Annotated in this window: 15 protein-coding genes; 4 read left to right on the top strand and 11 right to left on the bottom strand. The window is 68.5% G+C overall.

What is annotated here, in order from left to right; translation table 11 throughout:
* Positions 1–218 precede the first annotated feature (218 nt).
* Positions 219–1,376, top strand: coding sequence for an acetyl-CoA C-acyltransferase (locus RUTHE_RS08305; protein WP_021097928.1), 1,158 nt, complete (start codon positions 219–221; stop codon positions 1,374–1,376).
* Between the two features lie 54 nt (positions 1,377–1,430).
* On the opposite strand, the gene RUTHE_RS08300 is transcribed toward RUTHE_RS08305, so the two are convergent.
* Entirely contained in the window at positions 1,431–1,703 is a 273-nt protein-coding gene (locus RUTHE_RS08300) for a hypothetical protein (protein ID WP_021097927.1), read from the bottom strand.
* A gap of 238 nt (positions 1,704–1,941) precedes the next feature.
* Here RUTHE_RS08300 and RUTHE_RS08295 point away from each other — a divergent pair, with 238 nt between their 5' ends.
* Both RUTHE_RS08295 and RUTHE_RS08290 read left to right on the top strand, forming a co-directional pair.
* On the top strand, positions 1,942–2,787 hold the full coding sequence (locus tag RUTHE_RS08295) for a sulfite exporter TauE/SafE family protein (RefSeq protein WP_021097926.1): 846 nt from the start codon (positions 1,942–1,944) through the stop codon (positions 2,785–2,787).
* Between the two features lie 122 nt (positions 2,788–2,909).
* A complete protein-coding gene (locus tag RUTHE_RS08290) occupies positions 2,910–3,827 on the top strand; it encodes an MBL fold metallo-hydrolase (protein ID WP_021097925.1) in 918 nt (305 codons plus the stop codon).
* Positions 3,828–3,836: 9 nt separating this feature from the next.
* Here the strand turns inward: RUTHE_RS08290 and RUTHE_RS08285 are convergent, their stop codons facing one another.
* The 10 genes from RUTHE_RS08285 to RUTHE_RS08240 all read right to left on the bottom strand — a co-directional run bounded on the left by RUTHE_RS08285 (position 3,837) and on the right by RUTHE_RS08240 (position 12,310).
* On the bottom strand, positions 3,837–4,238 hold the full coding sequence (locus RUTHE_RS08285; protein ID WP_021097924.1) for a DUF302 domain-containing protein: 402 nt from the start codon (positions 4,236–4,238) through the stop codon (positions 3,837–3,839).
* A gap of 85 nt (positions 4,239–4,323) precedes the next feature.
* Positions 4,324–5,652: a c-type cytochrome gene (locus RUTHE_RS08280; RefSeq protein ID WP_021097923.1), complete on the bottom strand. Its 1,329-nt coding sequence runs from the start codon at positions 5,650–5,652 to the stop codon at positions 4,324–4,326.
* Positions 5,636–6,919 carry a sulfite dehydrogenase gene (soxC, locus tag RUTHE_RS08275; RefSeq protein ID WP_021097922.1) on the bottom strand — a complete coding sequence of 428 codons (1,284 nt, stop codon included), beginning with the start codon at positions 6,917–6,919 and terminating at the stop codon, positions 5,636–5,638. Before soxC ends, RUTHE_RS08280 begins: the two co-directional genes overlap by 17 nt.
* A gap of 14 nt (positions 6,920–6,933) precedes the next feature.
* Positions 6,934–8,628 (bottom strand): thiosulfohydrolase SoxB, encoded by a 1,695-nt coding sequence (gene soxB, locus RUTHE_RS08270; protein WP_021097921.1) that lies wholly within the window; start codon positions 8,626–8,628, stop codon positions 6,934–6,936.
* Between the two features lie 80 nt (positions 8,629–8,708).
* On the bottom strand, positions 8,709–9,563 hold the full coding sequence (soxA, locus tag RUTHE_RS08265) for a sulfur oxidation c-type cytochrome SoxA (RefSeq protein ID WP_021097920.1): 855 nt from the start codon (positions 9,561–9,563) through the stop codon (positions 8,709–8,711).
* A gap of 36 nt (positions 9,564–9,599) precedes the next feature.
* Positions 9,600–9,929 carry a thiosulfate oxidation carrier complex protein SoxZ gene (gene soxZ, locus RUTHE_RS08260; protein WP_021097919.1) on the bottom strand — a complete coding sequence of 110 codons (330 nt, stop codon included), beginning with the start codon at positions 9,927–9,929 and terminating at the stop codon, positions 9,600–9,602.
* A gap of 28 nt (positions 9,930–9,957) precedes the next feature.
* Positions 9,958–10,380 carry a thiosulfate oxidation carrier protein SoxY gene (gene soxY / locus RUTHE_RS08255; RefSeq protein WP_021097918.1) on the bottom strand — a complete coding sequence of 141 codons (423 nt, stop codon included), beginning with the start codon at positions 10,378–10,380 and terminating at the stop codon, positions 9,958–9,960.
* A 14-nt stretch (positions 10,381–10,394) separates the two neighbouring features.
* Positions 10,395–10,892, bottom strand: coding sequence for a sulfur oxidation c-type cytochrome SoxX (soxX, locus tag RUTHE_RS08250; protein ID WP_021097917.1), 498 nt, complete (start codon positions 10,890–10,892; stop codon positions 10,395–10,397).
* A gap of 89 nt (positions 10,893–10,981) precedes the next feature.
* On the bottom strand, positions 10,982–11,551 hold the full coding sequence (locus RUTHE_RS08245) for a thioredoxin family protein (RefSeq protein WP_021097916.1): 570 nt from the start codon (positions 11,549–11,551) through the stop codon (positions 10,982–10,984).
* 18 nt (positions 11,552–11,569) lie between these two features.
* Entirely contained in the window at positions 11,570–12,310 is a 741-nt protein-coding gene (locus RUTHE_RS08240) for a cytochrome c biogenesis CcdA family protein (protein WP_021097915.1), read from the bottom strand.
* 80 nt (positions 12,311–12,390) lie between these two features.
* Here RUTHE_RS08240 and RUTHE_RS08235 point away from each other — a divergent pair, with 80 nt between their 5' ends.
* Positions 12,391–12,771 (top strand): thioredoxin domain-containing protein, encoded by a 381-nt coding sequence (locus tag RUTHE_RS08235; protein ID WP_021097914.1) that lies wholly within the window; start codon positions 12,391–12,393, stop codon positions 12,769–12,771.
* Positions 12,772–12,776 lie beyond the last annotated feature (5 nt).

The following is a 12,776-nucleotide window of genomic DNA, read 5'->3' as shown; positions in this document are numbered from 1 at the left end:
GAGGATGCAGCTGTCAACGCCCCCGTGACGCTGCGTTGCGGCGGCTCCGGTCCGTCGGGCCTGCCACAGCGGCCGCCCTGACGGGCGACGGCCCTGCCCCGTCAGGACAGGGCGATCCGCCATCCATGTGCGCGGCATGCGTCCTGTCGGGCTTGTCCCCGCCAGAGCCAGGGGGCTACCGTCCCCATCGGGGAACAGGCAGGCGAGGGCTGACGGCCATGACCGGGGTCATCATCGCAGGGGCGGCACGGACGCCGATCGGCAGCTTCCAGGGTGCGCTGCGTTCGCGCTCTGCCCCCTCGCTGGGGGCTGCGGCAATCCGAGGGGCCCTCGAGCGGGCCGCCCTGCCGGCAGAGCGCGTGGACGAGCTGCTGATGGGTTGCGTGCTGACGGCCGGTCTGGGCCAGGCGCCGGCCCGCCAGGCCGCGCTGGGCGCGGGGCTGCCCCAATCCGTTCCCTGCACCACGGTGGGCAAGGTTTGCGGATCGGGCATGAAGGCGGTGATGCTCGGGCATGACATGATCCGCGCCGGCAGCGCGGCCATCGTCATCGCGGGCGGCATGGAGAGCATGAGCAACGCGCCCTATCTGCTCGATCATGCGCGCGGCGGCTATCGCTTCGGCCATGGCCGGCTCCATGATCACATGGTGCTTGACGGGCTCGAGGACGCCTATGAGCGGGGCCGCGCGATGGGCGACTTCGCCGAGGACTGCGCGACGGCCTTCGGCTTTTCCCGCGCCGATCAGGACGGCTATGCCCTTGAATCCCTCTCCCGCGCGCAGGAGGCGCTGGCCGAAGGCCGCTTTCTGGCCGAAACCGTCCCGCTGGAGGAGCTGGCGCAGGACGAAGGCCCCGCCCGCGCCCGCCCCGAGCGCATCGCCCGCCTTCCCCCGGCCTTCCGCGAAGGGGGCACGCTCACGGCGGCCAACAGCTCCTCGATCGCCGATGGGGCCGCTGCCCTTGTGCTGATGGCCGAAGACATCGCCGCCGCGACCGGTGCCGCGCCGCTTGCCCGGATCCTGGGCCATGCTACCCATGCCCAGGCCCCGGCCCAGTTCACCACCGCCCCCGCCGGCGCCGTCCGCAAGCTGCTCGATCGGCTCGGATGGGGGGCAGAGACGGTGGATCTGTGGGAGATCAACGAGGCCTTCGCCGTGGTCGCAATGGCCGCGATGCGGGAGCTGCGCATCCCGCGCGAACGGCTGAACGTCAATGGGGGGGCCTGCGCGCTGGGCCATCCGATCGGCGCCACGGGGGCCCGGATCCTCGTCACCCTGGTCCATGCGCTGCGGACGCAGGGTCTGCGACGGGGCATCGCAGCGCTCTGCATCGGCGGAGGAGAGGCGACGGCCGTCGCGGTCGAGGCGCTGTCCTGACAGCATGTCCCCGCCCGGCCCCGCCGCCCTGCGGCCGCGCGGCGGCGGACGCCCTCAGCCCTCCTCGCGCGCGGGGCTCCCCGTACCGGGAGAGACCATCCGGTCGCCGACATAGACCGGAATGTTGGTGGTGAAGGTCGGAAAGCGCCAGCCCTGTCCGGCCCCGGGCGTTCCGGCGGCCTCCGGGGCGTCCTCGGCGGCGGTCGCTTCGGCCGTCCCGGCCCGGGGCTCGGCATAGATCAGACGGTCGCCGACATAGACCCGCAGCCCGTCATCGGCACAGGCCGCCAGAAGCGGCAGGGCAGCAAGAGGCAGAAGGCGATGCATGGGCAGACTCCGGACAGGGACCGCGTCCTACCCTGCCATGCCCCGTCCCTGCAGTCGAGCGGCCGGGCAAAGCCCCTTCACCCCGGCCGCGATTCCCGGCATCATCGCCTCCCGGCCCGACCCCGCGGCCGCCGGATTTCTTCTCGTCCCCCGCCGGGAGGCTCCCCATGGCGGCTGTTCCGTTCCGCCTGCCCCCTGTCTTCCGTCTGCATGCCCTGTTCCGTGCGATGGCGACACGATGACCGCGCAACTGACCCTCGGCAGCCTTGCGCTGCTTGGCGCAGCGGGTGTGGCGGCCGGGATTGTGGGCGGGCTGCTGGCCGGTCTTCTGGGCGTCGGCGGGGGCATCGTCATCGTGCCGGCCCTCTATCTGGCCTTCACCGCCACCGGGCTCGGCGGCACGTCAGCCATGCAGGTGGCCGTGGCCACGTCGCTCGCCACGATCGTCTTCACCGCGCTATCCTCGAGCCGCGCCCATCACCGCCGCGGCGCCGTGGACATGGCCCTGCTGCGGCGCTGGACACCCTGGCTGGCCATGGGCGTCGTGCTGGGCTCGCTGCTGGGCGCTGTCCTGGACGGCCGTGCGATGATCGCGGTCTTTGCCGCGGTCGCCCTTGCGGTGTCGGCAACGATGCTCTTCGGCCGCGGCATGCCGACCACCGCGCCACGCCATGCCTCGCCCTTCGCCTGGGCCGTCACGGGTCTTTTCGCGGGGGGCGTCTCGGCCCTGATGGGCATCGGGGGCGGCACCGTCTGCGTCCCGGTGCTGAGTCATCTGGGCTATGACATCCGCCGTGCCGTCGGGACCTCCTCGGCGCTGGGCCTCGTGATCGGCCTGCCGGGAACGCTGGTCTACATCCTGGCCGGACTCGGGCAGGAGGGGCTGCCGCCCTTCTCGCTCGGCTATGTGAACCTGCCGGCGCTGGCCCTCATCGTGCCCTTCACGACAGGGTTCGCCGTCTGGGGCGCCCGCATCGCCCATGCGATCCCGATGCGCGCCTTGCGGATCTGTTTCGGCCTGTTCCTGGCCGCGACGGCGATCCGCATGATCATCGATCTGCTGTCCGCCGGAAGCCCGGCCTGATCCGGCACGATCCGGCCCTTTCCGTTCCGGCCCGCCCGCACCGGACGGGCCGGCAAAGCGGAACTCATGACAACGCCTTCATCATATCATAACATTCACGGATCAAAATAGGAGAAGCGGACATGGCCATCACCCGCCGCCGCCTGCTCGGCACCGGTATCGTCTCCCTTGCGGGGGGCCTCGCCCTGCGCCACGCCTGGGCCGCGACGGAGATCCCCCTTGCCGGGGGCCGCCTTCTCAGCCTGAGCGATGGGCATCTTGTCCTGCCCGAAGCCCTGGTCCTCGACGGTCTGCCGACAGAAGAGGCCCGGACCCTGCTCGCCGCCGCAGGCCAGAGCGGGCCCGAACTGCGCATGCCGTGCAACATCACGCTCTGGCAGGGCAACGGAGCGACGGTGCTCTTCGATGCCGGGGCCGGGGCCGATTTCATGACCACCACCGGTCATCTGCCCGATGCGCTCGCCGCCGCGGGGGTTGATCCCTCTGCCATCACCCATGTGGTCTTCACCCACGGTCATCCCGACCATCTCTGGGGCGTTCTGGACGAGTTCGACGAGCCACGCTTTCCCGCCGCCCGTCATCTGATGGGCCGGGCCGAGCGCGACTTCTGGAGCGATCCGGCCACCATCGACCGCATCGGCGCCGATCGCCAGTCCTTTGCGGCCGGCGCCCTGCGCCGCATCGGGATCCTGGGCGACATGCTGGAGACCTTCGAGGCAGGCGACAGCCTGCTGCCGGGAGTGGTGGCCCTGGCGACCCCCGGGCATACACCGGGCCACATGAGCTTCCGCCTGGGCGAAGAAGAGGATGCGCTGATCGTGCTGGGCGATGCCGTTCCCAATGCCGCCATCGCGCTGGCGCGGCCGGACTGGCATCTGCCATCGGATCAGGACAGGGCCCTGGCGGCGGCGACGCGCAGTGCTCTCCTGGCCGATCTGGCCGCGCCGGGCCGGATGGTGATCGGCTTCCATTTCCCGCAAGGCGGCATCGGCCGCATCACGGAATCAGGAGAAGGTTATACCTTTGTTCCCGCCGGCTGAGACCGGCGATCAGGACCCCGCCGCCTCGCGCGCGATGTCATCAAGCAGCGCCTCCACCTCATCCATCGGGCCGTCCGGATAGGTGCGGTAGCCGATCGTCACCTGGCCGTCCCGCTCGGCCACGAAGATGCCATAGGGGCAGAAGGCGATGTTCAGGGGATCGGCCTCCATGGCACGACGCGACAGGACGGCCGAACAGAACACATAGATATCGGCCTCGTCGAACAGGACGATGTCGCTGCCCACATCGGCGCCGGTGCGGTTGAGCATCTCGCCGACATGGCTGATGTAGTCGATCACCAGCCCCCGGTTGGTGATCGCGGTTTCAACGGCGAAGGCGGCATCCTCGAAGGTTCCGTCGAAGGCATAGGCGACGGCCGTCTCCTGCGCCAGCGCGGCAGAGGCCCCCATCAGGCCGAAGGTCAGAATCAGGCTTGCAGGCTGCCTGAGGGTTCTCCTGGCTGGGGGCGGCCGGGGACAGCCGCCGGAATCCGGTTCACTCGGGATGGCTCTGCAGGAAGGCGATGACGGCCGCGATCTCCTCCTCGGAGCGCAGCCCCTGGAAGGCCATCCGGGTTCCCGGCATGGCCCCGCGAGGATCGGCCAGATAGGCCGCAAGCTCCTCCACCGACCAGACCCGGCCCGCGGCTCCCGCATCCTCGAGCACACGCGAATAGCCGAAGCCCTCCGCAGAGGCGATGGGGCGGCCGACCACGCCATTGAGCACAGGTCCCGTGCGCGTCCGCGCCCCCTCGCCCACCTCATGACAGGAGGCACAGCGGCGGCGGAAGAGCTGCTCACCGGCCGCAACCAGCGCCATGTCGGGAGCAGAGGCCGGGGCATCGGCCTCGACCGACGGGGGCTCGGCCACGGGCTCGGCCGCGGGGTCGGCCGCGGCCTCGGCCGCAGGCTCGGCCGCAGGTTCAGTTGCGGGTTCTGTCGCGGGGGCCGCTTCGGCGGCGGCACTGGCCTCGGCCCCGCCTGCCGTGGCTTCGGCTGGGGCAAGGCCGTCATCCGGCGTCACATCGAGAACCGTCGCCCGCATCGTGATCTCGACCGAATCCTTGCAGGCTTCCATGCAGGGTTCGCCGGAGAAGAGCGCCAGCTCTGTCACGTCGCGATCATCGTCGAAGAAGCCTTCCGCATTGGGCATCCGCACGGAGGCGAAGGTCTCCGGACTCAGGGCGAAGTCCTCATCCACCAGATCGTTGAGATAGAGGATGTAGGCGGTGATGGCATAGGTCTCGTCCGCGGTGAGGGACTGCGCATCGCCGAAGGGCATGGCCCGGTGGATGTAGTCGATGGCCGTGGAGAGATAGGGCCAGAAGGACCCGACAGTCTTGACGGGGTCCTCGCTGTCAAGCGTGCCGAACCCCCCCGCAAGCTGCGGCCAGCGGCCTGCCCCTTCGCCGAAATCGCCATGACAGGTGGCGCAGCGTTCGACAAAGAGCGCCTCGCCCGTCATGACATCGCCCGAGCCCGGCGGCAGCCCCTGTCCGTCGGGGCGCACATCGATGTCCCATGCGGCGATCTCTTCGGGCAGGGCTTCGCGTCCCAGACCATAGCCCCCCTCGCGAGAGGGGGCGGGATTTTCTGCCGGAAGGGGGGATGCAGTCATGTCCGCCGAGGCGACGTCTTCCTGGCGTTCCGCCGGGGCGCCGGCGGCATCCTGGGCCCAGGCTGCGCCGGAAAGAGGCGGGAATTCCGCCGGGTCCGGCCCCGGGTCATGCAGGGCATTGGCCACCAGAAGAGCCGATCCCAGCAGGGCCCCCGTCCCCGCCGCGGCCAGTCCGAACAGGGTCAGGGGCTCAGGAAATCTCGACATTCTCGGCCTCCCCCGCCTCGTTCACGGCCCAGGTCTGGATGCCGTTGTTGTGATAGATCGAATTCTCGCCCCGGATGGCCCGCAGGGCCTCCTTGGTCGGCTGGACATAGCCCGTGGAGTCATGGGCGCGGCTCTGCAGAAGCAGCGGCCGCCCGTCCCAGTCGAACTCGAAGTAGAAGCGGTGCATCGACTTGTCGAGGCTGGGGCCGGAGATGCGGGCCCGGTGCCAGTTGATGCCGCCATCCAGCGTGACATCCACCCGCGGGATGGTGCCGCGCCCCGACCAGGCGACGCCAGTCAGCACCACCGGCCCCGGACCGGTGCGGATCGGCGCCTGCGGCGAAGGGTTGGTGATGACGGATTTGGCATCCATCACCCAAGTGTGCCGGCGCGAACGCCCATCGGCGAGCGTGTCGGTGTATTTCGATGTCTCCTCGCGCTGGCCCCAGGGCTGATCGCCGACCTCGATCCGGCGCAGCCACTTGATCCACATGTTGCCCTCCCAGCCCGGCACCACGAGCCGCAGCGGATAGCCCTGTTCGGGGCGCAGGGCCTCACCATTCATCCTGAAGGCCACGAGGCAGTCGTCCATCGCCTTCTCGATCGGGATGGACCGGGTCATCGCCGCCGCATCCGCCCCTTCGGCGAGGATCCATGTGGCGGATCCCTTCAGCCCCGCCTCCTCGAGCAGCAGGCGCAGCGGCACGCCCGTGTACATGACATTGTGGATCATGCCATGCGTGTACTGGCAGCCGTTGAGCTGGGCCCCGGCCCATTCCATCCCCGTATTGGCCGCGCATTCGAGGAAATAGATGCGGTTCTCGCGCGGAAAGCGCAGGATGTCCTGCATGGTGAAGACCAGAGGCCTGTGCACGAGGCCGTTGATCATCAGCCGGTGCTGGGCAGGGTCGATCTCGGCGATGCCGCCATGATGGCGCTCGAAGCACAGCCCGTTGGGGGTGATGATCCCGTCGAGTTCATGCAGCGGTGTGAAGTTCACCGAGGAGATGGGGTCGGCCGTCAGCCAGGGGACATGGCGGCGCACGACATGGGCCTCGTATTGCGAGGGCATGCCATAGGGGCGGGCATCGACCCCGTCCCCCAGATACCGCGTCCAGGGCGGAAGGTTCACGATGGCTGGATCGGGCGTTCCGGCCGCAGTCTGGGCCATGGCCATCCGGGCCCCGATCAGGGCCCCGCCGGCGGCGGCCGCGCCCGTCAGCAGGCGGCGCCGGTCGGGGCGGAAGGGCGGATCCCTGTCGCTCATGCCTTGCTCCTTTCTCAGATGCCGGTGACGGTCACATGGGTTCTCGGTTCGGCCCTTATGGTGCCCAGGGACCGGATATGGGCTTCGACGACCTCCCAGATGGGCGGTCCCTCCGTGCCTTCGTTGACGCTGGCCCAGCCGGCCACGACATAGGTGCGCGCCGGATCGACCGGCTCGCCGCTGGCCAGCAGGGTCAGATCGGAGATGCGCGATCCCATCGGCGCGCCCACATCGATCCGGTAGGCCAGCCCGCCGACACGGACCATGTCGCCGCCCTGCTGGTAATAGGGATCGGGGTTGAAGAGATTGTCGGCCACATCCTCGAGCACCGCCTTGAGCATCTCGCCCGTCATCTCGGTCCGGTAGGCGGCCGGATAGGTCATCGCGGTGACGTTGAAGACATCCTCGCGCGTGATCGCCTCGCCGGGCATCACGCTCGCCCCCCAGCGGAAACCGGGCGACAGGGCGATCTCGGCATCCCGCTGGGCCAGCAGGGCATCGCAGATCACGTCGTCCCAGGTGCCGTTGAAATTCCCCCGCCGGTAGAGCAGCGATTCGGCATGGCCCAGGACCTCGGCCATCTCCTCGGCAAAGGGCACGCGCGTGGCCTCGACCCGGGCGGCCATCTCGGGGTCGGGGGCAATCACATCCGAGAAGACCGGGATCAGCCGGTGGGTCAGGCCCTGCATGCGTCCGTCGCGCACATCGAGATCCAGCCGGCTGACGAACTTGCCATGGCTGCCCGAGGCGATGAGGAAGGTCTGCTCCACCTGCACCGGTTCGGGAATGGCGTCATGGGTGTGGCCGGTCAGGATCACGTCGATGCCCGGCACATCCCGGGCCACCTTGCGGTCCACGTCAAAACCGTTGTGGCTGAGCAGGACGACGATCCCGGCGCCGTCCTCCCGGGCCTGTGCGACAAGTTCCGCCAGCCGTTCCAGGCGAAGGCCGAAGGAATAGTCGGGGAACAGCCAGCGCGGATTGGCAACGGGCAGATAGGGAAAGGCCTGCCCGATCACCGCGACCTTCGTGCCCCCCCGTTCAAAAACGGCCATCGGCGCGAAGGCGGGTTCATCCCATTCGGCATCGAAGATGTTGGCGCCGAGGAAGGGACAGGCAAGCTGGGTCTCGACAATCTCCCGCACCCTGTCGGAGCCGAGCGTGAACTCCCAATGCGCGGTCATCGCATCGACGCCCAGGGCGCCCAGCAGCTCGACCATGTCCTGCCCTGCCGTGCGCAGCGCCGGGAGCGAGCCCTGCCATGTGTCCCCCCCATCGAGCAGCAGCGCATCGGGCCGATCGGCGCGGATGGCCTTGACCACGGTGGCGATGCGGTCGAGCCCGCCCATCCGCCCGTATTCCCGGCCCAGCGCGACGAAGTCCTCCCAGGTCAGGGCATAGTCGAGCGCCGATCCCTTCGCGATACCGAAGGCGGCACGGAATTCCTCTGCCGTCAGATGGGGCGGCTGCCCCCTCGCCTCGCCCACGCCGAGGTTGATCTCGGGCTCGCGGAACCAGACGGGTTGGGTCTGGGCATGAATATCGGTGATGTGGATCAGGGTCAGGTTGCCAGGACCCGGCGGTCCGATCAGATCCTCCTGCGTCAGGCGCTGCTGGGCGGCAAGCCGGCTCCAGGCGCCAAAGCCCGAGGCGCCCCAGAGGGCAGAGGCCGCAAGACCGGCCTGAAGGAACTGGCGACGCGGGATCACGGGGCTAACCTATGCATATTCGTGAATGTCTCCAGAGGCAGAACGGCCCGCATCCCGGGGGGACGCGGGGCCGGGGAGGATCAGTTGCGGACTGCCGGTCCTTCGACCGTCAGGCCGTTCCCGCGCGAGGCGACATAGAGTTCGAGTGCGACCAGCTCGGGGCTGCCGACGGGAAAGGTTTCCGCCCGGGTATCGCGGATGCAGCCGCGGAAACGGTTGTGGACCGAGATCAGGGCGGCATTGTTGAGGCGGTAGGTGGGAAAGCCGTTGATCTGGCCCTGGCTCAGATGGTCGGCGCGGATCATGCGGCCGGCATTGTCCTCGTGGCAATTGGCGCAGGCCAGCTCGAGCTGGCCGAAGCGGGTATAGTAGAGCTCGCGTCCCTGCTCCCAGACGGGCCGGGCGGGGCCGTCGATGGCCACATTCACCACCATCCCGCGCGAGACCGAGGCGATGAGCGCCGCCATGTCCACCATCTCGGGGCTGTCATAGCCCAGCGGCTCGGCCCCCATCCGTTCGGTCAGGCATTCATTGACCTGCATCTCGACCGTCTGGACGGTCTGCCGCTCCTCGTCCCATTTTGGATAGGTGGCCCGCACCCCCCGCAGGGCTTCGGGGGTTTCATGGCAGGAGGAGCAGGCCTGCCCGCCGCTGCCCATGGGCGTGTCGAACATGACGCGCGCGCGTTCGACCCCCAACATGCCGGGATTGTCGAAATCGTCCATCTGGAGCGCCTGGGTCTCGTCGCTGCGGAAGGACCAGCCGCTGATGATCTCGTCGAAAGCCTCGACATAAGGCGGCGCCGGGGCGCGCTCGATCATGTCGATCTCGCCATTGACGATCAGATCATCATGGTCCGGATCGGCCGATCCCGACCCGGCCATCAGAAGGGCCAGCAAGGCCCCGCTGCCGAACAGTCGTGCTGCCTGTCGCATGCGCCCCTCCCGGTCTGTCGCCTGATCACCCCCCGTTCAGGAGACAGCGATCTCCTTGCGCTCCTCGTAGACGGAGCCGTCGTCGTCATACCAGGTGAAGACGAAGGTGCCGGATTCGTTCACCTGCGCCTCGAACTCGAAATAGGGATTGGTCGAGATCGCGGGCTCCAGCGTCACGTCGATGACGTTCTGGCCGTTGAAGTCGCAGGTGAAGCGGTTGATGATCGATCGCGGGATGGTGTTGCCCTGGGCATCCTTGCGCTGGCCCGATTCCATCGGATGGCTGATCAGCGTCTTGATGAGCACGGCCTCGCCCGCCGTGGCGGTCTCGGGCACGCGAACGCGCGGGGTGACATTCTCTGCCATGGCTGTTCTCCTTGCTTCGTCGCCGTCCTCAGCCGCCGCAGCCGCCGATCGTGACCTTGACCTCGCGCGAGGTGCGCAGGAACGAACCATCCGCCATCTGCGCGATCGCGATCACCTCCTGCGTGGCGGCCAGGCGGATCCGTGTGGCCGCCCTCTGCGAAGCGGCCAGCGGGCCGAAATGGAAGGTGCCGACATCGGGGTTCGGGTTGCCGCTCGCCAGCAGCATGATCGCCACGGCCCCCGGCGCCTCGACCGAGATGGGAACGGTGTTGCCGTTCTCGGCGATCTCGGGGGCGGTCAGGGTGATGCCGCCCTCGGCCATAGCGGCCCCGCCCGTGAAGGCGTCGATCCGCTCCTCGAGCGTGGCGGCCAGCGACGGCCCGGCCAGACCTGTGGCCGCAGCGAAGGCCCCCAGGCCGATCAGGAGGGTCTCTCGGCGGGTATGGGTCATCGGATCCTCCCTCGTCAGTTCTCGTGCAGGGTCAGCAGATAGGCCAGGACATCCTCGATCTGCTGGGCGGTCAGGATGGGCGGCAGATCGGGGGGGGCGGCCTTGCCGGTGTAGCCATCCCCGGGACGGATGAAGCCGTCGGTCTTGTAGAAGGCCGGCATGATGCTGTCGGGAAAGGTGCGGTCGGCATCGACAAGGATGCCACGCAGCTGAGCCTCGCTCCAGCGATCCGCCACCCCGTCGAGCGACGGCCCCACATTGCCCTGGAAGGGCACATCGGCCATGGCGCTGACCTGATGGCAGGCCACGCAGTTGCCGAGGCTACGGGTTGCCATCACGGTCCGGCCGGCTTCGGGATTGCCCGGCACGCCGGTCAGGGACTGGGCCACCTCGCCATAGTCGTCGAAGACGACGTCACCCGGGGCGACCACGCCCTGAGCCGATGCAAGAGGGGCCATTGCAAGGATCGCGGCGGCGGCGATCCCGGCGGCCAGGCACCAAGGTCCTGTCATGTCTCCTCCCGTGGCAGTCATCCCGCCCCTGTCCCGAGACTAGACCGGGGGGACGCCTTCATGCAACAACAGATTTTGTTTCTTGAATATCAATTGTCCTGCGCGGCCAGGCGGCGCGCGTGATAGGCTTGAAAGGATTCGTCCCCGGCATAGCCTTCCTCCAGAACCCAGGTCAGCAGGTTCTGCGTGGTCTGGCGGTCGAAGGCGCCGGGCATGGTGGCCACCGCCGCCTGGGCCGCGGTCTGCCCTTCGGGAACCGATGGCGGCAGGAAGATCATGGTGGGCGTGAACAGCACCCCCCAGCGGCGCACCGCCTCCTTCTCGGGCAGGGTCACACCGTCGAAATCGGTCACCGGAACATCACCGAACATGTTGATCTGAATGACGAAGTAGCGTTCGCTGAGCAGTTCGAAGATTTCCGGGGCGACGAAGACCTCCTCATGCATCCGCGCGCAGTAGATGCAGCCGCGCTGCTCGATCAGCAGCATCATCCGCCGCTCCTCTGCGCCCGCCTCGGCCAGGTCCTCGCGCAGGTCGCGAAAGGTTTCGCGCAGCCAGGAGGCCTTGTGCAGGCCGTCATCGCCCAGGATGGGGGCGGGGATCTCGGCGACGGCAGCTGTTGCAGCCAGAAAGGCAAGGGCAGTCAGCAGAAGGCGCATGGGTCCGGTCTCCCTGAGTCATCCGATCCGCGTGAAGGCGGGAAAGGTTTCGATCATCCATTGCGCGATCCGGTTGACCGAATTGGTCGCGATCAGCAGGCCGAAGGTCACGAGCAGCAGGCCCATCGCCTTCTCGACAGCGCCCAGATGGCGGCGGAATCGCGCCATCAGCCGCATGAAGGGCCCCACGAAGAGTGCCGCCAGCACAAAGGGCAGCGTCATGCCGATGCCATAGGCCAGCAGCAGGACGGCACCGCGCGTGGCCGTTTCGGTGCCGGCCGCCGTGAACAGGATCGCGGCGAGGACGGGCCCCACGCAGGGCGTCCAGCCAAAGGCGAAGGCCAGACCCAGCACGAAGGCCCCGCCGGGCGAGAGGTCCCGCACATCGCCCGGTTCGACCCGGAACTGCCGGTAGAGGAGCGGAATCCGCAGCAGTCCCAGAAAATGCAGCCCCATCACGATGATGATTCCCGCCGCCAGCCAGCGCAGGACATCGAACCATTCGCGAACCAGCTGACCGGCCAGCGAGGCCGTGGCCCCCAGCGACACGAAAACCACGAGGATACCCGCAGCAAAGGCTGTGGCGCCCAGCACCGCGCGCCTCTGCACGGCCCGCGTGGCCATCCCGCCGGCCGCCACGCTGCGCGCGCCCGTCCCGGCCAGATAGCCCAGATAGAAGGGGACCATCGGCAGCACGCAGGGCGACAGGAAGGACAGCAGACCCGCCAGCGCCGCCGCAGTGAGCGTCACGTCGAACATGGACGGGCTCCACCCCTTTCGTATTCAAATCTTATATTGTGTTTATTATTCTGGCTCCGTCAACCGCCGGATGCCCGCGCATGTCTCGCCCTGTCCTGTCTGCCCTTCTGCTGCTGGTCCTGTCCGGCCTCCCGGGTCGGCCCGCGCCGGCGCTCGAGCTGGTCATGGTCGAGCAGGCGGGCTGTCCGTGGTGTGCCCGCTGGGATGCCGAGGTGGGCCCCGAGTATCCCCTGACCGCAGAGGGGCGTGCAGCGCCCCTGCGGCGCATCGACCTTCATGCCCCCCTGCCGGAGGATCTGATCCTGGACAGCCGGCCACGCCTCACCCCCACCTTCATCCTGGTGGACGATGCCGGTCGCGAACTGGGCCGGATCGAGGGCTATCCGGGCGAAGACTTCTTCTGGGGACTGCTCGGGATCCTGCTCGACCGGGCCGAGCCGGAGCGGGACGGACAGGATTGAGAGGC

The sequence above is a fragment of the Rubellimicrobium thermophilum DSM 16684 genome, assembly GCF_000442315.1.
In the GTDB taxonomy this organism is placed as follows: Bacteria; Pseudomonadota; Alphaproteobacteria; order Rhodobacterales; family Rhodobacteraceae; genus Rubellimicrobium; species Rubellimicrobium thermophilum.
Note: the sequence above shows the minus strand (reverse complement) of the source record. Positions and strands in the feature narration are given on the sequence as shown.